Origin of the sequence: Flavobacterium sp. WV_118_3 (assembly GCF_039778605.1) — a bacterium.
Classification (GTDB): Bacteria; Bacteroidota; Bacteroidia; order Flavobacteriales; family Flavobacteriaceae; genus Flavobacterium.
Genome location: NZ_CP156060.1, coordinates 2,543,103 through 2,566,149 on the forward strand (window position 1 = coordinate 2,543,103; position 23,047 = coordinate 2,566,149).

Genomic DNA, 23,047 nt, shown 5'->3' on the forward strand with positions numbered 1-23,047 from the left:
CGATGATCGATCATCGGGGTTATTGGTTTTTTAGGTAATTTATAAAATGCCAAAATGGTCGTTTCGACAGATAATCCGGATTGGCTTCGTTCGCATAGGCTTCCCGTTCAAAACTGATATTCCGATAAGCCGTATGCCGATTACCATACTGCCGCCATCGGATCAGAAATTCGATCCCATACCCAATAAAAAAAGGAACAATCAGCAATTCCAATTGTTGCCGGATATGGATCTTTTCATGATTCAGAAATACTGCATCATTTTTATCCTCCTTCCTCGCCACAAACACAAAAGGAAAAATGGTAATGCCCCGAAACCCTTTTGGCGTTAAATATTTTAATACAAGTACAATCATTAACGGTAAAGTTCCTAAATTTGTCCGTATGGACAACCAAAATACTAAAAATAAATTAATCCCCGGAGAAGACTATTATTTGTCCCCGGAAGGCTATAAAGTGTTCACAGAAGCCTTTCATTTAAAAAGAGGCTATTGCTGTAAAAACGGATGCCGCCATTGTCCGTATGGATTCAACAAAAACACCGGAACGATAAAAAAATAAAAAATGGATGCCATTTTAGTCCGCTATAAGATCAAAATTTACAAATCCTACCACAGGTCGGATATCCGCTATCCATAGCCGGGAATTACCTGCGCATTTTTATCATTTTATAATACACGAAATTCACACAACAATCATGACGTTTCAAGAACAGATTTTAGAAGGAATTCCTTCTGTATTACCACAACCAAAACCGTACGAAAGCACTATAAACCACGCGCCAAAGCGTAAAGAAATATTAACGGACGACGAGAAAAAACTGGCACTAAAAAATGCCCTGCGTTATTTCGAACCCCAACATCACGCCGAATTGATCAAAGAATTTTCGGACGAATTGGAAACCTATGGTCGTATCTATATGTACCGCCTTCGTCCGGATTATAAAATGTATGCCCGACCGTTATCCGAATATCCGGGTAAATCCGATCAGGCGAAAGCCATCATGTTAATGATCCAGAATAACCTGGATTATGCCGTGGCACAACATCCACACGAATTGATCACTTATGGTGGCAACGGAGCGGTTTTTAGCAATTGGGCACAATACCGCCTAACCATGAAATACCTGGCCGAAATGACAAACGAACAAACATTGGTAATGTATTCCGGTCATCCGATGGGATTATTCCCTTCGCACGCAGAAGCACCAAGAGTGGTCGTAACCAACGGTATGATGATCCCGAATTATTCCAAACCGGACGATTGGGAACGTTTTAATGCCTTAGGTGTTACACAATACGGTCAGATGACAGCCGGTAGTTATATGTATATCGGCCCACAGGGAATTGTTCACGGAACGACAATTACCGTATTGAATGCCGGACGAAAAATCGCTAAAAAAGGCGAAGATCTGGCCGGTAAAGTTTTCGTGACATCCGGTTTGGGCGGAATGAGTGGTGCACAACCTAAAGCCGGTAATATCGCCGGATGTATCACCGTTTGTGCCGAAGTAAATCCAAAAATCACCCATATCCGTCACTCACAGGGATGGATCAATGAGGTAATCGAAAATATTGATGAACTGATCATCCGCGTTCGAAAAGCACAGCAAAACAAAGAAGTCGTTTCTATTGCCTACCTTGGTAATGTGGTAGACGTTTGGGAGCGTTTTTACGACGAAAATATTTATATCGACTTAGGTTCCGATCAGACTTCCTTACACAATCCGTGGGCAGGTGGCTACTACCCTGTCGGAATTTCTTTTGAAGACGCCAACGACATGATGGCTAACGAACCGACACTTTTCAAAGAAAAAGTACAGGAGACCTTACGCCGACATGCGGCAGCAATCAACAAACACACTGCCAAAGGCACCTATTTCTTCGACTATGGAAATGCTTTCCTTTTGGAGAGTTCCAGAGCCGGTGCCGATGTCATGGCGCCAAACGGTATCGATTTCAGATATCCAAGCTATGTTCAGGACATTATGGGACCCATGTGTTTTGACTATGGTTTCGGACCGTTCCGTTGGGTTTGTACTTCCGGAAATCCGGACGATTTAGCCAAAACAGACGCTATCGCCTGTCAGGTTTTGGAAGAAATGATGCAAACCGCTCCTACCGAAATCCAGCAACAAATGGCCGATAATATCCGTTGGATCAAAGGTGCACAGGAAAACAAACTGGTGGTTGGTTCGCAGGCGCGTATTTTGTATGCCGATGCCGAAGGACGCACCAAAATTGCCGAGGCTTTTAATCAGGCGATTGCCCGTGGCGAAATCGGATATGTGGTTTTAGGACGCGATCACCACGATGTATCCGGTACCGATTCTCCTTATCGCGAGACATCCAACATCTATGACGGTTCCCGTTTTACAGCCGATATGGCGATTCACAACGTAATCGGTGATAGTTTCCGGGGAGCAACCTGGGTATCCATTCACAACGGTGGTGGCGTTGGATGGGGCGAAGTAATTAACGGTGGATTTGGCATGGTTCTTGACGGTACTAAAGAAGCATCAAAACGTTTAGAATCAATGCTTTTCTGGGATGTTAACAACGGGATTGCCAGAAGAAGCTGGGCGCGAAACGAAGGCGCAGTTTTTGCTATTAAAAGAGCCATGGAATCGCAGCCATTACTAAAAGTGACTCTCCCGAATTTTGTTGATGAATCTTTATTTTAGTTAATCATAAAACCTAATTACATTATGAAAGCAATAAAATACCTTCCGATACTACTGCTCTTGGTCATCAGCTCTTGTAGCTCCGTTAGAGTAGCATCCGATTTTGACAACAGAACCGACTTTAGTCAGTATAAAACCTATGCCTTTCATAAAGATGGAATCGATAAAGTTGAGATCTCCGATTTAGACAAACGACGTATCCTTCGCGCTATTGACGATCAGATGACTGCCAAAGGCTTTACAAAAAGCGACAATCCGGATATGTTGGTTAATATTTTCACCAAATCCAGTGAACAGGTCAACGTAAGCCAGTTTAATGCCGGCTATGGTTGGGGTTACGGCGGATGGGGCTATGGCTGGGGATGGGGTCCTTCCTACAGTACTGTTAGCACCACTACCGAAGGAACACTTTATATCGACCTGATTGATGCCCGTAAAAAAGAATTGATCTGGCAAGGTATTGGAACCGGTGTTTTAACCAGAGACCGTGAAAGAAAAGAAGAGCGCATTAACGAATTTGTTTCTAAAATTCTGATGCAGTTTCCACCGCAAAAAAAATAATGTAATTCACTATAAAACTATAAAGCCTACCCTGTTGTGTAGGCTTTTTTATAACTATTATGAACGATATCAGCACTTTTGAGGATATACAAGCACTGGTGAATACTTTCTACGGAAAAGTTCAGCAGGACGATTATATCGGACCGGTTTTTAATCGTAAAATACAGGATCGCTGGCCGGAACATCTGGCCAAAATGTATCGGTTTTGGGAAAGTATTTTACTGGATAACCATACCTATTCCGGCCGACCTTTCCCACCACATGCACTTTTACCCGTAGATGCCACACATTTTAACCGTTGGCTTACCCTATTTACCACTACGATCGATTCCCTTTTTGTCGGACCAATTGCCGAAGAAGCCAAAGAAAGGGCTGCAAAAATGGCAGCTATGTTTCACTCTAAAATAGAATACATTAAAAATAATACAATATAATTCCGGGATTGAAATTCCAATTGCTAACTCCCTAAAGATTTCGTAATTTTACACCAAACAGCAACAATTTGTAATCATGAATCCATCGTTTGAAACCAATCCCTTAATTGAGCGCTTACCCAAGCATCTGAAGCAATTTATCAAACCGCAGGATTATGACGAGTATACTCCGATTAATCAGGCCGTTTGGCGCTATGTGATGCGTAAAAATGTGGATTACCTCGGAAAAGTAGCCCACAGCTCGTATCTGGATGGTCTTCGCCAAACGGGAATTTCTATAGAAAGCATCCCGAATATGTACGGCATGAACCGTATCCTAAAAGAAATCGGCTGGGCCGCTGTTGCCGTAGACGGTTTTATCCCGCCCAATGCTTTTATGGAATTTCAGGCGTATAACGTATTGGTTATTGCGTCCGATATCCGTCAGCTGGAACATATCGAATATACACCTGCTCCCGATATTATTCACGAAGGAGCCGGCCACGCCCCTATTATTGCCAATCCGGAATATGCCGAATACCTGCGCCGTTTCGGTGAAATCGGATGTAAGGCTATTTCATCGGCACGGGATTACGAAATGTATGAAGCGATCCGTTTACTTTCGATTCTGAAAGAAGCCGAAGGTACGCCGAAAAACGAAATCGAAGCCGCCGAAAAACGTGTCGATGAATTACAAAACGATATGGGTGAATTGTCTGAAATGGCACAGATCCGAAACTTACACTGGTGGACCGTGGAATACGGTTTAATCGGAACCGTAGACAATCCGAAAATCTATGGCGCCGGACTTTTATCCTCTATTGGAGAAAGTGCCTGGTGTATGACCGATAATGTAACCAAAATTCCTTACGATATTAGTGCGGCCAATCAGAGTTTTGACATCACCAAACCGCAACCGCAATTGTATGTCACTCCTGATTTTGCGCACCTCAATCTGGTACTGGAAGAGTTTGCTAATAAAATGGCATTGCGCACCGGCGGATTATCCGGGATTCAGAAATTAATTCATTCCAAAGCCTTAGGAACCATAGAATTGAGCACCGGCATTCAGGTTTCCGGTGTTTTTACCAATGTAATCGAACACGAAGGCAAACCGGTTTATATTCAGACAACCGGAAAAACAGCCTTATCCTACCGCGAGAAAGAACTGGTTGGTCATGGTACCGAATACCATTCCGAAGGTTTCGGAAGTCCGGTTGGAAAATTAAAAGGAATCAATCTGGCTATCGAAGATATGAGTCCAAGGGATTTAAGTGCCTATGCCATATTCGAAGGACAGGTTGTTACACTGGAATTTGAAGGAAATATCAAAGTTTCCGGAGAAATCATTACTGGTTCCCGAAACTTACAGGGAAAAATCATCACCATCAGCTTTAAAAACTGCACGGTGACACATAACGATACCGTATTGTTTCATCCGGAATGGGGCATTTATGATATGGCCGTCGGAAAGAAAATCACTTCCGCTTTTTCAGGTCCGGCCGATGTTAGAAGTTTTGATTTGATCACACATGTGCCCTCCTCGCAAACCATTAAAGCACAAAAAACAGCCGAACGTTTAAAACTGGAAGCGTTATACCAAGATATCCGCGATATCCGCGAAGGAAAAACAACCGGAAACCCGGATGCCATTTTCGAGACGCTACAAAGCGAACATCCGAAAGATTGGTTATTGTCTGTTGAAATTGCCGAACTGGCCCATAAAAACAACGACCACACTTTGGAAAGCAAGGTTTTGGCGCATTTGGAACAGTTAAAAACAACACGTCCGGAAGTAGCACTGTTGATCAGCAACGGACTCGAATTGATTTTCGAAAACGAAAGCGTAAAATAAATCCGTAACATTTGTTACAACCCTATACATGAAAGTCCCGTACCTTTGATAAAAATTAAAGTTATGGGACTTTTAGATTTATTAGGATTGGGTAATAAAAACGAGATGATTCGGGAATTCGTAGCCAAAGGTGCAATCATTCTTGATGTACGAACACCGGAAGAATTTGCCGGCGGACATATTTCAAATTCGAAAAATATCCCGTTACAACGGATCACTACCGAAATCGCTACCATCAAAAAATGGAACAAACCAGTGATTACCTGCTGTCGTTCCGGAATGCGAAGCGCACAAGCCGCGACAGTCTTAAAGCAAAACAATATCGAAGTGATTAATGGTGGTGGCTGGAATAGTCTGGAAAGCAAACTATAATGCCATTTTCGTTTTAAAATGTATAAAAAATCCCTGTTCGTTTTAATTCCTAACAGGGATTTTTATTAGAAGAAGCTTCTTTTATAATTGCACTTGTTCGCTCAATTGTTGTTCGTTTTCCAACACCTGATTTTCATATTGTAATTTCCATCCCAAAGAATTGGTTAGAATTAAAATTTTAGACAATTCGCTGATCAATCGGTTTTTGGCATTCGATTTTAAGGTCGATGTTTCCATCTTACGCGCCAAGTCCGCTTTTACTTTTTTGCTGATTTTATTGTAATCGTCTCCGGTAAACGGATTCATCCGACTCTGATCCACGTCATAAAACTGAATATCCGGGCTAATCTTGATTTCTTCTTTCGGAATATTGACGATCGTAATGGTTTTATTCTTTTCATCGATATCGTACTTTACCTGACGTAAATCGTAAGCCACCGTCACATCCGCATTGATCACGATCAAAGCTTTCTTTTCGAACGTCAACAGGTTCATTAGGTATTTCTGTTGGTCTTTATAGGTCATCACCTGGGCATAATGCCCTTCTGTCACCACCAGCTTTCCAACATTTTTAATCTGCTGTTGAATCAAATTGGTATTGTATTCGGTCGAAGTGGTATTCTTTTCAGAAGTCACCCATTTATAGATTACAAATCCGATGATGATAAAAATCAGCAAATACATAATTTTCCCGGAACGCGCCATCGCCTGTACTATGGGCACTAACATGTTTTTGATCTGTGTTTCTTCTGAAGTTTTTCGTGGCATAATAAAACGCAATAATTATATATAATCGATACGGCATTGTAAAAAACGAACCTCTTTTTTCCACTACCATCATAGCTTTAAAAGAGTTTAATCTACCTGACTTTAAAGGTAATCAAAAATTGGTTTCCTGAATATATTTCGCTCCATTTGTAATGGATTGGGGTGTCTCCCGGTCGGTAAAGTGACCTGTCATATTGTAATGATAGGTCTTTTATTTTACGGAAAATTCCGAATAACTATCCGAAAGCAATATGAGGATATTCTGCTACTAATTTAGTAATCTTTCCGTTTAGGTTTTCCAGAAAACGGCGGTGTTGTTCCGAATCGGGATTAAACGAACGATGCGCCAGTCCTTTTTGAATACTATCGACTTCCTTCATAACCGGCCAGGTCGTTTCTGCGATCCAGGTTTCGGTAAAACGCTGCCAGATATAATCGATCGCAATTCCATTGGGATGTAGCATGTCGTCGGCATAAAAACGATAGTCACGCAATTCGTCCATCATGATTTCATAACTCGGAAAATAAACCGCATTGGGTACTTCCGAAATCGTCTGATGAACAGCCGTGATCAAATTGGCTTTGCTCCATTGATTTTCTACAAAACCGTCTTTTATATGGCGTACCGGCGAAACGGTAAAAACAAAGTTCACTTTGGAATTTAATTGCGAAACACCCGCAATTATCTTTTCTAAACTCTCCCGAATGGCTTCCACTGTCAACAATTCCTTTTTAAATTGCTTTTGCGGGACTTTATGACAATTGGCAACTATTTTACCATCTTCTATTTTTCGATACACCCAAGCCGTTCCTAATGTAATCAAAACGTGTGTCGCATGGGTAAGCTGGTTTCGGGTTACGGAAGTGGCGCGATTCAGGTTTTCCAACAAAACTTCCGGATCGGTTGCATTCAGGTCCGAATGGGCGTCAAAAGAATGCCATTGTTCGTTATGAAAAAAGATGTCCGTTTCGGTAAATTGTTTTTCCTGTAGGGCGAAAGCAATGCTTTTTTCGATCGCCAGCGGATGAAATAAGATCCCAAACGGATTGCAATAATTCCGGAATCGGAAATAATCCAGCTTTTCACTCATATTCACCGCAAAACACGAACCCAAAGACACCACCCGCGCCGTATAATCGATCGGATTATCACTCTTGCAAATGGGTATTTGGGTTCTGAATTGCATGGTTGTATTTGTTTTTACAAACTTAAGGATATTACCTCAGTTTAACGCAAACAAAAAACCCAAAGCATGCTTCGGGTCTTTTTTATCTTTAGTGATCTTAAATCTATCTTATGAAATCAATGGCTTTTTCCAAGGCTTCTTTAATTCCGCCAGGGTTTTTCCCTCCTGCCGTTGCGAAGAATGGTTGTCCACCTCCACCACCCTGGATGTATTTTCCAAGTTCGCGTACTACTTGTCCGGCGTTAAGTCCTTTTTCGGCTACCAGTTCTTTCGAAATATAACAGGTTAACATCGGCTTCCCTTCGTCGGCAGTTGCCAATAATAGGAATAGATTAGTCCCTAAGTTTCCTAATTCATAAGCCAGGTCTTTCGCTCCGTTTGGATCTAAATCTACCTGCTTCGCTAAGAATTGAACACCATTGATTTCCTGAAGTTCTCCAACTAATGCTCCTTTTAGGTTTTTCGCCTTTTCTTTTAATAAGGCTTCCAACTGTTTTTTCAGTTTCGCATTTTCATCCTGCAACGAAACAACCGCTTTAATCGTATCCTGTGGATTTTTCAACGCTTCTTTGATCTCTTTTAAGGTAGTTTCCTGCGATGCAAAAAAGTCTTTTACGGCTTCGTTTGTGATCGCTTCTATACGACGGATTCCGGCTGCAACACCACCTTCACTTGTGATTTTAAAATACCAGATATCGGCGGTATTCGGCACGTGAATTCCTCCACAAAGCTCCATACTTTCACCAAATTTAATGGCCCGTACGTTATCACCGTATTTTTCACCGAATAAAGCCATTGCGCCTTCTTCGATCGCTTGTGAAAACGGAATGCTTCTTCTTTCGATTAAAGGCAATTGTTCGCGGATTCGCGCATTTACAAAATTTTCAACCTGTTTTAATTCTTCGTCGGTCACTTTTGCAAAATGCGAAAAGTCAAAACGAAGGTAATTTGGAGCGACCAACGATCCTTTTTGCTCCACATGCGTTCCTAAAACCGAACGCAAAGCCTGGTGCAATAAGTGTGTCGCCGAGTGACTATTTGCCGACTGATTGCGTAGTTCTTTATTAACTTTTGCGTCAAAGGTACCGTTTATATTTTCCGGTAATTTTTTCGTAAAATGCAGAATCAGGTTGCTTTCTTTTTTGGTGTCAATAATTTCGATGGTTTCGTTTGCCGATACCAAAACACCTTTATCACCAACCTGTCCACCACCTTCCGGATAGAAAGGCGTGTTATCCAGAACAATCTGGTATAATTTTCCGTCTTTTTTACTGTCTACTTTTCTGAAACGGGTGATTTTAACCTCATTTTCCGTTTGATCATAGCCTACAAAGGTTTCAACATTTCCATCTACCAAAATCGTCCAGTCATCTGTCGAAACTTCGGAAGCCTCACGCGAACGGTCTTTTTGTTTTTTCATTGCCGCTTCAAAACCGGCTTCATCATAATTATAACCTCTTTCTCGTAAGATCAACTCGGTTAAATCTTTCGGAAAACCGAATGTATCGTATAATTCGAATACTTTGTCTCCGGAAATAACAATACCTTTTGTTTCGGCAATTACGTTTTCCAACAGATGTAATCCTTGTTCTAATTTTTTAAGGAACGACGCCTCTTCTTCTCTGATCACATTCATCACCAATGTTTTCTGAGCCGTGATTTCCGGGAAGAATGCGCCCATCTGATCGCTTAACACCTGTACCAATTCATAAATGAATGGCTCTTTTTTATCTAAGAAGGTAAACGCATAACGGATTGCACGACGTAAAATACGACGGATTACATAACCCGCACCGGTATTAGACGGTAATTGTCCGTCGGCAATAGCAAAGGCTACCGCACGCACGTGATCCACGATAACGCGGATGGCAATGTTTATTTTTTCTTCGTCTTCGTCTTTTGCTTTAATCGTATATTTTGCACCGGTTAGGCTTTCTACTTTTTCAATAAGCGGCGAAAACACATCGGTATCATAATTCGACTTTACGTTTTGTAATACCATACACAAACGCTCAAATCCCATTCCGGTATCGACGTGTTGTGCCGGTAATTTTTCAAGAGAACCATCGGCTTTACGGTTGAATTCCATAAATACGTTGTTCCAGATTTCTACTACCTGCGGATGATCGGCATTTACCAAATCTTTCCCTGCAACTTTAGCTTTTTCTTCTGCCGAACGGATGTCCACGTGAATCTCGCTACATGGTCCGCATGGTCCCTGGTCGCCCATTTCCCAGAAGTTATCCTTTTTGTTTCCTAACAGGATACGATCTTCCGAAATAAGGGTTTTCCAAATATCGTAGGCTTCCTGGTCGAAAGGAACATTTTCCTCTTTGCTACCTTCGAAAACCGTTACATATAAAATATCTTTATCGATCTTATACACCTCGGTTAATAATTCCCAGGCCCAATTGATCGCTTCTTTTTTAAAATAATCGCCGAAACTCCAGTTTCCTAACATTTCGAACATCGTGTGGTGGTAGGTATCGATTCCTACTTCTTCCAGGTCGTTGTGTTTCCCGGATACGCGCAGACATTTCTGTGTATCGGCTATACGGGCGCTTTTTGGTGTTCCATTCCCCAGGAAAAACTCTTTAAACTGAGCCATTCCGGAATTGTTGAACATCAAAGTAGGATCGTCTTTTAGAACGATCGGAGCCGAAGGCACAATCAGGTGGCCTTTGCTTTGAAAAAAGTCGAGAAACTGTTTTCTGACGTCTTGTGATTTCATATACTGCATTGTTTGACGCGAATTGACTTCGCCCGTATTGTATTAAATTCTTCTTAAAATTAAATAAACCTTCCGACCTATACCTCCTGTTATCATCAACTTACACTTAACATACCATTACCTAACACGCAAGAAACAAGCTAAATGTTGCTTCGGGAAAGTATTTTACAGAAACATTTATTAAATTTGTTCGTCTAACCTTACAAAAGGTTGCCGTTTAACTTTTTATAAGGTGCAAAAATAGTATATTTTAGAAAATGTCGAAGGTAAAATATTATTACGATTCTGAAAAATTAGCCTATCAAAAAATCAAACCCAAAAAAGGGCGCCGTGTGGGATATATCAGTTTGTTTTTAGTCGCATCGGCTTTATTCGGTTTTTTGTGTTTTGTCGTACTGATTAACACCCCTTTTTTCGAAACGCCGAAAGATAAATTACAAGCCCGTGAAATCGAGAATTTAAAAATCAATTATGCCATTCTGAACCGAAAGATGGATCAGTTGGACGATGTATTAAGCGATCTGGAAGAGCGTGACAACAATCTTTACCGGGTTTATTTTAACAGTTCTCCGATTCCCGATGAGCAGCGTCGCGCCGGTTTTGGCGGAATCAATCGCTACAAAGCATTGGAAGGCTATAACAATTCGGATTTGGTGATGAATACCACCCGCCGTGTGGATGTGATCACCAAACAATTGGTAATTCAATCGCGTTCGCTCGACGAAATATTAAAACTGGCCAAAGACAAAGAGAAGCTTCTTTCGGCTATTCCGGCTATCCAACCGGTAAAAAATGAAGATTTAAAACATATGGCGTCCGGTTTCGGATACCGGAGTGATCCGTTTACCAAAGTGCGGAAGTTCCATGCCGGAATGGATTTTTCAGCTAAAACCGGAACTCCGATTTTTGCTACCGGCGACGGAGTGGTGCGCAGAGCCGATAATTCCCTTTCCGGATACGGGAATCATATCGAAATCACCCATGGCTATGGTTATGAAACCTTATATGCCCATTTGAGCAAATACAATGTTCGACCGGGACAACGTGTTAAAAGAGGCGACATTATCGGATATGTGGGGAGTACCGGACGTTCGGAAGCACCTCACCTCCATTATGAAGTTCATAAAAACGGAGCAGTGGTGAACCCGCTGAATTTCTATTACGGCTCGATTTCGGCCAAAGAATATGTTTTAATTTCACAATTAGCTAACCAAGAAAACCAATCGCTCGACTAATGCATTTAGACTTACCAGAAAAGAGATATTACAGTATTGGCGAACTCGCCAAGGCCTTTAACGTAAATGCTTCCCTGATTCGTTTTTGGGACAAGGAATTCGATATTCTGAAGCCGAAAAAAAATGCAAAGGGAAACCGGATGTTTACGCCGGAAGATGTCAAAAATCTGCAATTGATTTACCATCTGGTAAAAGAACGCGGCTTTACACTCGAAGGAGCCAAAATCCATTTAAAGGAAGCACAGAAAAAAACGCTGGATAAATTCGAAATCATTCGTAAATTAGAAGCTATCAAAATTCAATTATTGAATATTAAAAACGAATTATAACAATTCTTTAAGAAAGCCTGTTTGTAACGCATCAGGCCAACATACGACTAATAGTACAAAAAACAATCTAAAAAAAGTAATTATGAAAAAATGGTTAGTTCCCGGAATTATTGTATTCCTGATTATTGTAGTCTATTTTTGGGCTAAAGGCATCAACAATACTGCTGTTCAAATGGACCAGGCTTCACAGGAAGCATGGGGTAACGTACAAACCTCGTATCAACGACGAAATGACCTGATCGGTAATTTGGTAAACACGGTTAAAGGGGCTGCCGATTTCGAAAAAAGTACGCTGGAAGCAGTAGTAAAAGCCCGTTCGGAAGCGACCAAAACTACAATCGATCCTTCGAATATTACACCAGAACAATTGGCGGAGTTTAACAAAGCGCAAAGCGGTGTTTCTTCGGCTTTATCGCGTTTATTGGTTACCGTTGAACAATATCCGGATTTAAAAGCGAACCAGAACTTCTTAAAACTTCAGGACGAGCTGGCGAGTACCGAAAATCAGATTTTAACAGCCAGAACCCGTTTTAACGAGTCGGTTAAAGGCTACAACAGTCATATTAAAATGTTCCCGAACAGCATTTTTGCCGGAATGTTCGGATTTAAAGAAAAAGCGTATTTCAATGCCGTAGAAGGTGCTGAAAAACCGGTTGAAGTAAAATTCTAAAAATGATGTCGGCTACTGAAAATTTCCTGACTCCAGAAGAAGAACGTGCAATCGTGAACGCGATTCAGATTGCCGAACAAAATACTTCCGGGGAAATCAGAGTCCATCTGGAAGATCATAGCGAAAAACCTCCGGTCGAAAGAGCGCAGGAGGTTTTTTACTCCCTTGGCATGGACAAAACCAAAGCCCGAAACGGCGTTTTGTTTTACATAGGGGTTTCCGATCATACTTTTGCCATTATCGGTGATGAAGGCATTCATAAGGTCGTGGAAGACGATTTTTGGGACTGTACCAGAGACATCGTGATAGCACACTTCAAAAACAGACGTTATAAAGACGGTTTGGTAGATGGTATCATCAAAGCCGGCGAACGTTTAAAACAGTATTTTCCTTTTGAAAGTGACGATACCAACGAATTATCGAACGAAATATCCAAAGGATAAATGACACATTGTATTGCTAAATTTATTAAAAGCCTGTTGTTGCCGGTATTCTTTTTACTGCTGCAACCGGTTTCGGCACAGTTTACCATACCGGAAAAGCCAAAATTTCAAACGAGCGTTTACGATTATGCTAATCTTTTAAGTCCGCAGGAAAAACAAAGCCTGGAAGAAAAACTGGTTCGTTATTCCGATTCGACCTCAACACAGATTGTAGTCGCTACTATCGAGTCGTTAAAAGGCGAGGATATCGGGATATTAACCCCGAAATGGGCACATCAATGGGGTATCGGACAGGCAAAAGAGGATAATGGTGTTTTTATACTGTTAGCCAAAAACGAGCGCCGTATCTGGATTGCCCCGGGTTATGGCGTGGAAGATCGGCTAACTGCCGGTATCGTTGGCGAAATCACGAGGGAAGTCATTATCCCGCAATTTAAAGCCGGTAGTTATTATAACGGACTCGATAAAGGCACCGACGCAATTGTGGAGGTACTGAAAGGAAAATACAAAGGCACCCGAAAAGGGGATAAATCCGACGATGGTGTAGCTGGTATCTTTATTTTTATCTTTATTGTCATTATCCTGATTATCGTGTTAGCGCGTGGACGTAAGTCCGGTGGTGGCGGTAATGGAGGCATTGGCGGTGGTGGCGGACCTGATTTACTGGACATGATCATCCTGAGCAGCCTTGGCCGTGGTGGCGGAGGTGGTTTTGGAGGCGGAAGTTCCGGTGGCGGTTTTGGCGGCGGTGGATTCGGTGGCGGCTTTGGCGGCGGCGGATTTAGCGGTGGCGGAGCCGGAGGAAGTTGGTAACATACTGAAACAATATAAGACAAAGCCGGACTCGTTCCGGCTTTTGTTCTAATAGGCTCTCCCTGAATAATAACATTCTGCATTTCTATTTTCAGAATGAAAAGACATTCTTTAGGGGAGTATTTTAGAATAAATATAAAAATCGGTTGCCTTTTCGACCTTAATGGTTCCTTTTTCTATCATGTTATTACCTTTTAATAAAGTTGACGCCCGAGCAAATCTTCTAAAAGGTCGTCGATGCATTAGTAACCCTGCAAGTCCATTCATTTTAACCGGAATCTGATAATTAAGATATTGTGTTTTTATTTCTTCTACTATAAGAATTTGTTTTTTCTTTCTTGCGGGTATTCTAGTTGTATACTCCTCTTTTATTTCTCTTTTTTCGTCTTTAGTTCCTCCTTTTTTCGTCGTCATCCCTACAGAAACTTCTATAGAAGTTTCTCCTAATGACATCCCTACTTTCAATCCCAATTTAAGTCCGATAGATCTTTCTACGTCCCATTTTGTAGATGTCCCCTGAGTAATGGTGTACGTTTTTTTAAACAAATCTTCCTCATCCGAATCATTATCAATGATGGTTCTGGTTGTTTTATATTCCGAATTTTCATCACCCATAGGGGTAATTTTCGGTACTCCCATTGTTAGATAAACACAATAATTTCCACCATTATCTTTACATGGTTCGAAAATTTTACAAGGACCTCCATTAACAGCTATAGGTGTTTCACGAATAGCACAGGTTTGATAATCATTAATCGTAACTCCACTCGGTTTTTCCATTTGGTGTCTTTTAACTTTAAAGACTTCCAATACTTGTTCTTCGGTAGTATACCCCAATTGCTTGATATGATCCGGTGTCACTTTCTCCCTAAGAACTACTCTACCCTTACTCTCAGGTACCTTCAGACGATATTCTGCAATAATAGGAACTGTATATATAAATTCTAATTTCATTCCTTCCAAAAGCCTATCCAGTTCTTCTTTATTTAATGTCTCCGTAACTGATTCCCTTTCAATTAACCTGCCTGAAGCCGATTTTAACTGATCTTGCTGATTTTCCTTGTAATTCTCCATCTCATTACTACAGGAAAGACACCATACTGTTGTACTTAAAACAACAACTCCAATTTTAATTTTTTGTACTATTGTTTTCATATTAAATGTTTAAAAATTTCATATCTATATTTAGAGAAAAACAAACAAAACAGTGATAAAAGCACTTTATACCTATCATCAATTTACAAAACCCGTAGACGGAAAATCCAAGTACATCTATACTTGAACCCATTTTGTATAGCTTTGACCTCTCAATAGTTTATAAACATTTAAAAATCAAAAAAATCGATAACACTATCATTGTCATCAATAATTTGATCATTAAAACAACATATCAAATAGTATCCAAAATATTGTGTACTGATTCTGATGCCGAGAAGAAATATTTCTTTAATAAGTATGATTTTTTAAGGTCATCCCCCGTTACTATTCATTTTGTTTACTGAAAAACTATCCATTTTAAGTGTAAAATTGCTCCATGCTAGGCAGACGGTATTGGAAACAACCGCAACACCGTGAGAAGTGTAGGGCAGATAAGGTAGGTGTGGTTATTTCCTAAATTCTCAAAATATAGATTCTAAGAAAAAAACAAAAATCATCAAGAGATTTCCCCATACGACAAAAAGCTATGATTGTCACCTTACCAAAAGTAAACGACAATTTATCTATGGTGTTGGAACAGAAGATTGAGTATAAAAATCATGCTTATTTTTTTATACCCGAAAAAGGGTATTTCGATGAATATTTAGAATACTAGAAAGAAAATGAATTTTAAAAAGTCAGTGCTGCTCCAAAAGTAAAACAGCCCTTTTTATTTCTAAACCTTACGGTCTTTTAGATCTTTCAGGTTTTAAGGTAACATACTGAAACAATATGAGACAAAGCCGGACAAGTTCCGGCTTTTTATTTTTCCCTAAAAATCATACTGCGAATTATATACTATATTTATTCTTTCCTTTTCTTTTTCTGGTTCAAAAAGCAGCTTTATTGTATATCTTTTTATTAAAATGGCTTGATTTATATTTAATCTAAAAATCGCTATATATCAATACATTACAATAAAAAATAAGTTAAAAATGGTAAATTTAATGATTCCTAAGTTCTCACTTTAGAGTTACAAAAAATTTCCCTCATGCCATGCAGACGGTATTGGAAACAACCGTAACACCGTGAGAAGTGTAGGACTGCTAAAGTATGGGGGTTTTATTTTAAATTCTTAAAATATGGATTCTAAAAACAACGAAGATGCTTTCAAAGAAGTATTGATGCGACAGGAAACAGTAGTGGAAGCACTGCAAAAAGTAAACAACACGTTATCTAAGACATTAGAAGAGGAAATGGGGTATAAAAATCATGCTTATTTTTTTATACTGGAAAACGGCTATTTCTATGAATATTTAGAATACTCAAAGGAGAATAAATTTTAAAAAGTTAGGGCTGCCTCCAAAGTGAAACAACCCTTTTTTATTGCTAAACCTGACAGGTCTTTGAGACCTGTCAGGTTTGAAATCACTAAGGTATAGTGATCTTACTTTTTTTTCGTAAATTCACTTAAAATCAATAAAATAACAACGAATATGAAAAAATTAATTTTACTTATTGCTTTGACCACATTTGCTACAGTTACAGCAAATGCTCAAGAGAAAAAAAAAGAATACAGAAGTGCTGAATCTGGCAGATATGTAACAAAAAAACAGGCAGAAAAGAACCCCTCAACCACTTATAGCACAACCCGAAAAAGTGGTAATTCAAAAAGATCTAAATAACACAAACCCGACAGGTCTTTAAGACCTGTCGGGTTTGAACTTTTATTCTTTTAAAAACCGGAAACTCCCGAATCCTTCATCAGTTTGAATGGAAAGAAAATAAATCCCGGCAGTTAAGTCGGCTATAGCGATTTGTATTTCCGATTCCTGTTGTTGCGGTACTTTTTTAATTGTTTTCCCGTTTATATCTAAAATTCGTATATCGTTAATCCGTATTCCGCTTTTTGATCGGAGATATAATACTTCTTGAGCCGGATTGGGAAAAACAGAAAAATTTTCTGTACTAAAATCCACCGTTGTCAGCTTTTTATCTGTAGTAACTTTAAAATTGTCAACCATAAAGCAGGTTTTATTATGCGAAACACAGTGGATTCCAATTCTTACCGTTTGCCCGGCATAGGCATCCAGACTCATTTTCTTTTGTTCCCAATTCAATGGTGCCCTTAATGGTGTATTCCCGGAGATTATCGTAAAATCCGCTGAACCAGATGGCGTACCAGTACCGGTATATATGCCTACCTCATATTCTTCAAGATAAGCCTGATATGGTGATTTTACATAAAAACTCACTTCATTAGCCAAAGCTCCTAATGCAATAGGCGGACTGATTAGCCAATCATCATTTTTCTTTGTTTCCGAAGTCCAGCAAGCAGCATATTTTTCACCACTTTTTGTAGTATAACGTGCCATTTCGATTCCCGAAGCGGATGGATTAAAAATAATAAAAGCCTGTGGTTTTCCGCAATTCTTCCAATTTTGGGTTAGATGTAGTGTTCTCGTTTTATCCAGATCCAATGTTAACCAAGACCCAATATTCGAAATAATAAAATCATCATATTTTTCGAAATCGTCCTCGAAAAGAACAGTTGCTCTGGTTTGTGCATTACTCAATATTCCTATGCTAAGGAGTAACGTAATTAAAAATAGTTTTAGATTCATTACTATACAATTTTGATTCGTGCTCTAATTTCTATTTTCCATTCTATATTTCACTAATCAATGAACTGTTTTTACCTATAATTGCTCTGATTGTTTGGTAATAATTTCGATATCCAAACCGTAAATATCCCTTTACCCAGAATATTTAAAAAATCGGTTTCTGAAGTTAATTCTTCAATTGGCAAATTGGAAAGTAATCGTGTTGTATTTTTTGTCATGGCATTTTCTATTCAACAAGTTATAGGATCAATATTAATCCATTTCGAAAATACTTCCATACTGTTGTCGCTACCATCTAAAAACAGGTATTTATACGGAAAAAGCGACTTTAAGTCGCTTTCTATATCTATAACAATCCTGACAGGTCTTTGAGACCTGTGAGGTTTTATACTGTAGGCTAATCACATTCATCACCCCAACATTCCCGGCAGGGTTGGTCGACTTTGGGATAATGATTTTGTTTTTCGGTGGTTACAAACATATTATCGGATGTAAATCCGGTTGGAAACGTTGTCATCCAACGTCCCAGGTGTTTTTCCTTCTCGGCCGGAAGGAATTTAAAACTCTGTACCTCTTTTCCGTTTTTCCATTTTGTTACCGCTACTATCGTATCGCCCGACTGGTAGGTGTTTAAAACCTGATATTCCTGATCTTCCTGCTGACCGTGAAGGAAGATTTCCGAATTTTCACCGGTATGTGTAATCGTTAGCAATAAATTCCCGGAATCACAGGTATTATAGACTACCAGACCTTTTGCTGTTTTGGTGAGCCGCACCCATTCCCGCGGCAACATCCTGAGATCGTAGTTCTTTCGTTCGGGCTCACATCCAAATAAGGTGGAGAGCACAATTCCGGCATAAAAATATTTCATCTTTCTTTTTCAATTTTTTTGCAAATATACTTCGGGACTAACAGAAAAAAGAAGCCGTTTTCTGAGCTTCTTTTTTTGTCTTAAAAGGCACCCGGTCTTCTTCCGCTGCCTTTTTTCTCTTTTCCGGCAAATTTTTCAATCTTATAGGTCAGCGAAAACATCGCATAACGCTTTAATACCGTATTCTCCTCATCCCGGATACTGGTGGCTCCAATTGTTCGGATGGCACTTTGATTTTGGTTTAGCAAATCATAAACTTTAACTTTAAACAACATTCTGTCATCAAAGAAATTATAGCCCACACTGGTATTCCACAGGTAAAAATCCTTTTTAAAACCGTCGGAAATAGCCGAGTTATACGTATATCCAAAATCATTTCCAATTACCAATCCTTTAGGCCAGTAACTTGTGGTTTGCAGATTGAACTGATGCGTGTAGTTGGATGCCGAATTAACTGTGTAATTGGTATAATTCGTCACGTTATACGAATACGTGTACGATGGCGTTACCGTCAATAATTCGCCATAATCCCAGTTTAAATTAAGTCGGGTACGAAAACGGTAGTTGAACGCATCAAACAGTTCTCCGTTAGTATAGCCTTTATCTTTTGTAAGGCTTAGACTCGGAGAAATACCCATTCGGAATTTATGCATATCAATGATATGGCTTTTGCTCCAGTTTCCGCCTCCTGTAAGATTAAATCCTCCGGATATATTCTGATAAGTTGTATAACGTTTCGCGCTTTCATCATAAATGGTTGACGCTATAATCTGGCTGTCGTAATACTGACCTGTAACCGAAAAGCTATAACCCGATCGGGTAGCATAATTATAATTTCGAAGATAAATTCCCGCTGAATGGCTTGTGGCCGGATCTAAATCCGGGTTTCCAATATAACTCACCAAAGCATTTGACGGGTCATCTACCGGTAACATCTGAACGGCCGACGGGAATGAAACCCGATAGGAATAGTTCATCGAAAACGATTTGGCTTTCGACAGTTTGTAGCTCATATATAGCGAAGCTGAGGGCAGTATATAATCCCGTATCAATTTGGTATTTCGATACAGGTAATACGATTCGTTATCCAAACGGGTAATATTGGTCCCGAAATAACTACTCAGGAAGAATTTATTTTTTTCGATATTGATTCCGGCTTTCGGACTTATCGTAGTCGTTGTAGATCGAAGGAAATTGGAAAGCGTATCGTTTTGTATCGTATAATCTTCCGTAGTCGCATCATAGTTATACGCCGTTTTATTATCCAATACTTTATTCCAGCTATAATCTACCGCCAGCTTTAAACGTACGGAATCCATAACCGGTTCCAGATATTCCAGGTCGATCTCCACACGGTCGTTAAAGTTCCGGTTATACCGAATCTGATCCCGGTTATCGGTTCGAAGCAAAGCTCCGTTGTCGTCATAAAAACGGGTTTTCGATTGGTTGAGATTGCTTCCGATGTCTTTGGAATTGGAATTATCGAGATCAATCCCAAGACTTCTTCCTTTTTTTGCAAATTGTTTATTAAAACTAATGGAATTTGAAAAATTCTGACTATCACTTTCATTATACAAGTTACTGTCACTATCGTTCAAAACACGATTGTTTTCGTTCATCGTCGCCTCTTCCGACTGGCTTTTGTATTTGGTGTTGCCTTTGGAAAATCGTGGCGAAACATATACAGTAGCCGTCGAATCGATCTTATATTCGATAATAAGACTTCCATTATGCATATACTTATCTTCACGCGTGTTTCCGACTGATTCGGTTATAATTGTCCGATCCGGAAGAAAGTTTTGATACCGGCTTTTATTGTCATTCTTTGACGTGGCATCGGTATAAAAATAATTACCGCTTACATCAAATCCTTTGAAAAACTGATCGGCATAATTTAACCCCGCCATATTGGATTGGGTAATTCCCTTTCCACCACCAAAATTCATTCCGTTCACTCCAAAACTGCCATCTCCACCAATATTCACCGAAGCATTACGTCCGCCACTCATATTGTCGAAAATTTCATTCATTGAAAATCCGGCCGAATTGATATTATTTGATGATCCTAAAAAACTGATTTTACGGTTTCCTTTAAAATAATTGATCAACGCACTGCTTTCGTAGCGGCTGTCAGTTCCATATCCCCCGGTAAACCTTCCAAAAAATCCTTTGTTTTTATCTTCATCTATCGTCAGGTTAATTGTAGCATTATTCGAACTGGCTTTTTGTCCGGAGAGCTCTTCTTTTTTCGTTTTGGTATCGGTTACCTGTATTTTATTGATGATTTCGGATGGCAAACTCTGTAAAGCAATCTTACCGTCTTTATCGAAAAACGGTTTGCCGTTTACCAATATCTGGTTAACTTCCTTTCCATTGACCGTTACTTTGCCGTTATCGACTTCAACACCCGGTAATTGTTTTAATAATGTTTCGACATTGGAATCCGGACGCACTTTAAACGAGGCGGCATTAAATTCTAAAGTATCTTTTTTAATCCGAATGGGCGGTGCTTCGGTTTTTACAATCACTTCATCCAGTACTTTAGACGATTCGACTATTGCAATGGTTCCAAAATCCCGGGATGCAGTTATCCCATCCAATTCCTGCTTATAATCCTGATACCCGATCATCGATACCTTTAGAAAAACCGGTTGGCTATTTTTTTTAACGCTAAATTCAAAATTACCCGATTTGTTGGTAATCGTGTAGTCAATAAGTGTAGAATCTTTTGCAACCGAAAGATAAACGGTAACCGATTCGGCTGGTAATCCTGAGTTTTTGTCTATTACCTTTCCTTTTAACATCATATTATTCTGAGCAAAAGACAGGCAACTTATCAACAAAAACGCAAAAAGTAAGGTGAATTTTTGCATTTGTATAAAAAAAATTGCGGTTAATATGTAAACATAATAACCGCAAAAGAAATGATTTCGTATATAAAAACAGAAGCCCTTATAGAAACTTTAACAAACTATTTCTGTCTGAAATAAATATCAATCGGAACACCTGAAAAGTTATAATTCTCACGTAATTTGTTTTCAATAAAACGTTTATACGGATCTTTAACATACTGTGGCAAATTGGCAAAAAACACAAACTGAGGCGTTGGTGTTGGCAACTGCATACAGTATTTAATTTTAATGTATTTCCCTTTTAAAGCCGGTGGTGGCGTATGCTCGATAATAGGCAACATCAACTCGTTGAATTTTGAAGTCGCAATACGTTGCTTACGGTTTTCATAAACCTCAACAGCGGTTTCCAGAGCCTTTAAAAGTCGTTGTTTGGTCAATGCAGATACAAACAGGATCGGCACATCGGTAAACGGTGCAATCTCCTGACGGATTCTCGCTTCATAATCACGTGTTGACATAGTGTCTTTTTCAACCAAATCCCATTTGTTTACCAGAATTACCACTCCTTTTCGGTTCTTTTCGGCCAACCAGAAAATACTCTGATCCTGTCCTTCAAAACCACGGGTAGCATCGATCATCAGGATACAAACATCACTGTGCTCAATCGCACGAATGGAACGCATCACGGAATAGAACTCCAAATCTTCCTTTACCTTGGCTTTTCTACGGATTCCGGCCGTATCTACTAAGTTAAATTCAAATCCGAAACGGTTGTATTTGGTGTCGATCGCATCACGGGTTGTTCCGGCGATATCGGTTACCACAAAACGGTCTTCACCGATCAGCGCATTGATAAACGACGATTTTCCGGCATTTGGTCGTCCTACTACAGCAAAACGCGGTAGCGGATTTTCTTCTTCCACTGCATCCGGAAGTTCCGGTAATAATTCGACTAAAGCGTCCAGTAATTCACCGGTTCCACTTCCGTTCATCCCGGCAATAGTATAGTATTCGCCCAGCCCAAGGTTATAAAATTCGAATGCGTCTTTTTCACGCATGGCATTGTCTACTTTGTTTACGGCAAGCAAAACGGGTTTGGTCACTTTACGCAACAGTTTTGCCACTTCATCGTCCATCGGGGTGATGCCTTCTTCCACATCGACCATAAAAATGATCGCGTCGGCTTCATCGATAGCCAATTCTACCTGACGGCGGATTTCGCCTTCAAAAATATCGTCGGAACCTTTAATATATCCTCCGGTGTCGATCACCGAGAACTCTTTTCCATTCCATTCACTTTTTCCGTAGTTACGGTCGCGGGTAACACCACTTACCGAATCGACAATGGCATCACGACGCTGAATCAATCGGTTGAAAAAAGTGGATTTTCCTACATTGGGCCTTCCTACTATGGCTACGATATTATTCATCTTTCTTTATTTTTTGCAAAAGTACATTATTTTAATTGTAGCGGCCTTATCCCAACTACAACACTGTTTCTATT

At 39.9% G+C, this 23,047-nt stretch carries 22 protein-coding genes; 13 read left to right on the plus strand and 9 right to left on the minus strand.

The window, feature by feature from the left end; all coding sequences use genetic code 11:
* Positions 1-19: 19 nt before the first annotated feature.
* Positions 20-355, minus strand: coding sequence for a hypothetical protein (locus ABFU83_RS11895; protein WP_347066189.1), 336 nt, complete (start codon positions 353-355; stop codon positions 20-22).
* Positions 356-383: 28 nt separating this feature from the next.
* On the opposite strand from ABFU83_RS11895, the gene ABFU83_RS11900 reads away from it, so the two are divergent.
* The 6 genes from ABFU83_RS11900 to ABFU83_RS11925 all read left to right on the plus strand — a co-directional run bounded on the left by ABFU83_RS11900 (position 384) and on the right by ABFU83_RS11925 (position 5,883).
* On the plus strand, positions 384-560 hold the full coding sequence (locus ABFU83_RS11900; protein WP_300486042.1) for a DUF5522 domain-containing protein: 177 nt from the start codon (positions 384-386) through the stop codon (positions 558-560).
* A gap of 136 nt (positions 561-696) precedes the next feature.
* Positions 697-2,682, plus strand: a complete 1,986-nt coding sequence (locus tag ABFU83_RS11905) for a urocanate hydratase (RefSeq protein ID WP_347066191.1) — start codon at positions 697-699, stop codon at positions 2,680-2,682.
* Positions 2,683-2,706: 24 nt separating this feature from the next.
* Entirely contained in the window at positions 2,707-3,243 is a 537-nt protein-coding gene (locus ABFU83_RS11910; protein ID WP_136402274.1) for a DUF4136 domain-containing protein, read from the plus strand.
* A gap of 59 nt (positions 3,244-3,302) precedes the next feature.
* A complete protein-coding gene (locus ABFU83_RS11915; RefSeq protein ID WP_347066193.1) occupies positions 3,303-3,677 on the plus strand; it encodes a group III truncated hemoglobin in 375 nt (124 codons plus the stop codon).
* Between the two features lie 76 nt (positions 3,678-3,753).
* On the plus strand, positions 3,754-5,511 hold the full coding sequence (locus tag ABFU83_RS11920; protein ID WP_347066195.1) for an aromatic amino acid hydroxylase: 1,758 nt from the start codon (positions 3,754-3,756) through the stop codon (positions 5,509-5,511).
* Positions 5,512-5,574: 63 nt separating this feature from the next.
* Complete coding sequence (locus ABFU83_RS11925; RefSeq protein WP_347066197.1) at positions 5,575-5,883, plus strand: rhodanese-like domain-containing protein; 309 nt, start codon at positions 5,575-5,577, stop codon at positions 5,881-5,883.
* Between the two features lie 81 nt (positions 5,884-5,964).
* Here the strand turns inward: ABFU83_RS11925 and ABFU83_RS11930 are convergent, their stop codons facing one another.
* The 3 genes from ABFU83_RS11930 to alaS form a co-directional block, all read right to left on the minus strand.
* Positions 5,965-6,567 (minus strand): DUF4230 domain-containing protein, encoded by a 603-nt coding sequence (locus ABFU83_RS11930; RefSeq protein WP_347070213.1) that lies wholly within the window; start codon positions 6,565-6,567, stop codon positions 5,965-5,967.
* Positions 6,568-6,887: 320 nt separating this feature from the next.
* Positions 6,888-7,838, minus strand: a complete 951-nt coding sequence (locus ABFU83_RS11935) for a GSCFA domain-containing protein (protein ID WP_347066199.1) — start codon at positions 7,836-7,838, stop codon at positions 6,888-6,890.
* A 103-nt stretch (positions 7,839-7,941) separates the two neighbouring features.
* On the minus strand, positions 7,942-10,569 hold the full coding sequence (alaS, locus tag ABFU83_RS11940) for an alanine--tRNA ligase (RefSeq protein WP_347066200.1): 2,628 nt from the start codon (positions 10,567-10,569) through the stop codon (positions 7,942-7,944).
* Between the two features lie 257 nt (positions 10,570-10,826).
* Between alaS and ABFU83_RS11945 the strand changes: the two genes are divergently transcribed.
* The 5 genes from ABFU83_RS11945 to ABFU83_RS11965 all read left to right on the plus strand — a co-directional run bounded on the left by ABFU83_RS11945 (position 10,827) and on the right by ABFU83_RS11965 (position 14,059).
* The gene (locus ABFU83_RS11945; RefSeq protein WP_347066201.1) at positions 10,827-11,804 is read left to right on the plus strand and encodes a M23 family metallopeptidase; all 978 of its coding nucleotides are present in this window, start codon (positions 10,827-10,829) and stop codon (positions 11,802-11,804) included.
* A complete protein-coding gene (locus ABFU83_RS11950; protein ID WP_300487915.1) occupies positions 11,804-12,133 on the plus strand; it encodes a MerR family transcriptional regulator in 330 nt (109 codons plus the stop codon). Before ABFU83_RS11945 ends, ABFU83_RS11950 begins: the two co-directional genes overlap by 1 nt.
* 82 nt (positions 12,134-12,215) lie before the next feature.
* Positions 12,216-12,803, plus strand: a complete 588-nt coding sequence (locus tag ABFU83_RS11955) for a LemA family protein (protein WP_347066203.1) — start codon at positions 12,216-12,218, stop codon at positions 12,801-12,803.
* A gap of 5 nt (positions 12,804-12,808) precedes the next feature.
* The gene (locus tag ABFU83_RS11960; RefSeq protein WP_347070214.1) at positions 12,809-13,246 is read left to right on the plus strand and encodes a TPM domain-containing protein; all 438 of its coding nucleotides are present in this window, start codon (positions 12,809-12,811) and stop codon (positions 13,244-13,246) included.
* The gene (locus ABFU83_RS11965; RefSeq protein ID WP_347066204.1) at positions 13,247-14,059 is read left to right on the plus strand and encodes a TPM domain-containing protein; all 813 of its coding nucleotides are present in this window, start codon (positions 13,247-13,249) and stop codon (positions 14,057-14,059) included.
* Positions 14,060-14,170: 111 nt separating this feature from the next.
* Here the strand turns inward: ABFU83_RS11965 and ABFU83_RS11970 are convergent, their stop codons facing one another.
* Positions 14,171-15,214 carry a hypothetical protein gene (locus ABFU83_RS11970; protein ID WP_347066206.1) on the minus strand — a complete coding sequence of 348 codons (1,044 nt, stop codon included), beginning with the start codon at positions 15,212-15,214 and terminating at the stop codon, positions 14,171-14,173.
* 1,124 nt (positions 15,215-16,338) lie between these two features.
* Between ABFU83_RS11970 and ABFU83_RS11975 the strand changes: the two genes are divergently transcribed.
* Complete coding sequence (locus tag ABFU83_RS11975) at positions 16,339-16,542, plus strand: hypothetical protein (RefSeq protein WP_347066207.1); 204 nt, start codon at positions 16,339-16,341, stop codon at positions 16,540-16,542.
* Positions 16,543-16,692: 150 nt separating this feature from the next.
* Positions 16,693-16,881, plus strand: a complete 189-nt coding sequence (locus ABFU83_RS11980) for a hypothetical protein (protein WP_347066209.1) — start codon at positions 16,693-16,695, stop codon at positions 16,879-16,881.
* A 42-nt stretch (positions 16,882-16,923) separates the two neighbouring features.
* Here the strand turns inward: ABFU83_RS11980 and ABFU83_RS11985 are convergent, their stop codons facing one another.
* From ABFU83_RS11985 to der, 4 genes are all read right to left on the minus strand, one after another.
* The gene (locus ABFU83_RS11985) at positions 16,924-17,820 is read right to left on the minus strand and encodes a choice-of-anchor J domain-containing protein (protein ID WP_347066211.1); all 897 of its coding nucleotides are present in this window, start codon (positions 17,818-17,820) and stop codon (positions 16,924-16,926) included.
* Positions 17,821-18,217: 397 nt separating this feature from the next.
* Complete coding sequence (locus tag ABFU83_RS11990) at positions 18,218-18,691, minus strand: hypothetical protein (RefSeq protein WP_347066213.1); 474 nt, start codon at positions 18,689-18,691, stop codon at positions 18,218-18,220.
* 80 nt (positions 18,692-18,771) lie between these two features.
* Entirely contained in the window at positions 18,772-21,498 is a 2,727-nt protein-coding gene (locus ABFU83_RS11995) for an outer membrane beta-barrel protein (protein ID WP_347066215.1), read from the minus strand.
* Positions 21,499-21,662: 164 nt separating this feature from the next.
* Positions 21,663-22,973, minus strand: coding sequence for a ribosome biogenesis GTPase Der (der, locus tag ABFU83_RS12000; RefSeq protein WP_347066217.1), 1,311 nt, complete (start codon positions 22,971-22,973; stop codon positions 21,663-21,665).
* Positions 22,974-23,047 lie beyond the last annotated feature (74 nt).